Annotated in this window: 2 protein-coding genes; both read right to left on the bottom strand. The window is 55.2% G+C overall.

The genetic code is table 11. From position 1 onward, the window contains the following. The coding region (locus tag F6K18_RS36155) for a phenylacetate--CoA ligase family protein (protein ID WP_287528197.1) at positions 1–843 on the bottom strand (843 nt) is incomplete at its 3' end. A 25-nt stretch (positions 844–868) separates the two neighbouring features. After that, the coding region (locus F6K18_RS36150; RefSeq protein ID WP_287528195.1) for a methylated-DNA--[protein]-cysteine S-methyltransferase at positions 869–1,300 on the bottom strand (432 nt) is incomplete at its 5' end.

Here is a 1,300-nt window from a genome sequence, read left to right as displayed (position 1 = left end):
GTTCGTCACCACCACTTCACCTACATCGCCTTCAGCAACCGGTTCGCGTGTGACCGGATCCAGCAATTCTACAATCATATCCTCGTTTATGATCATACCCTGCGGCAGGCTGCCATCTTCACCCGGCACCTCATAGGCGATGATGCCAACATCTGCCGTGCCGTAGGCTTGAAGAACGTCAATACCTTGTTCCTGATATTTCGCCCGCATGGCCGGGAACAAAGCGCCGCCGGAAACCAAAGCTTTGGCCAGGCTGGATACATCGGCACCAACCTCACTTGCCTTATCCAATATCACCTGCAGAAAGTCCGGCGTCCCGGCATAGGTGGTCACGCCCAACTGCGAAATGGCCTCAACCTGCAGATCCGTTTGCCCAACACCAGCCGGCACGACCGCAGCACCAACGGCATGTGCACCGGATTCAAACATGCGCCCTGCTGGCGTCCAGTGATATGAAAAGCAATTGAGTACGATGTCACCAGCACCGATGCCAGCGGCCTTCAATCCACGGCCGGTCTTCCAATGATCGTGCTCGCGACCAATTGCGCCAGCCGCGTCCCATATGGGTCCAGGTGAGCGGAAAATGTTCGCCATTTCGTGGGGCGCGATTGCGTTCAGGCCCGCAAACGGCGTATTTTGACTTTGCAGCTTCGGCAAGTCCGATTTGTTAAGCACCGGCAACTTGCTCAAATCATCAAATGAACTGATCTCGCCTAGGTCTTTCAGCGCTTCTGCAAAATAGGGTGACTTGGCCTTGGCCAATGCAACCTGGTAGATCAACTTTGCTGTTAGATCCGCTTGGCGTTCGGCCGCGCTTCTGGTTTCCAACGCGTCATAGTGCATAAGTGGCTACCCCGTTTGTTCAAACCTATGCAGCCGCTCGTAACACACCTTCGTGGTCAAGTAACCATTGTTTCCTCGGCAAGCCGCCTGCGTATCCTGTCAGCTTACCATTTCCACCAACAACGCGGTGGCACGGCAAAACAATCGCAATGGGGTTCAAGCCATTGGTACGCCCGACGGCGCGACTGGCGGTCGGCTTATTCAAGGCAGCAGCAAGCCGTCCGTAAGTCCAGGTGCGGCCCACCGGAACGTTCGGTAACATATTCCAAACCGAGTCCTGAAATGCCGTACCTGCGGTTTCCAGCGCCAAGCCTTCAAATGCACTCATGTCCTTATCAATAAAATAAGCATCCAGCCGCCGCTTCATGTCGCTTGGCAGATCCTCACGCCGCCTATCCTCACCCGGCCAGCGCTTTGTGAGTAAGTTGTCAAAACGCACCGAGTAGTCGCTGAAGTC

The organism is Okeania sp. SIO2C2, from assembly GCF_010692625.1.
Lineage (GTDB): Bacteria > Cyanobacteriota > Cyanobacteriia > Cyanobacteriales > Microcoleaceae > Okeania > Okeania hirsuta.
Note: the sequence above shows the minus strand (reverse complement) of the source record. Positions and strands in the feature narration are given on the sequence as shown.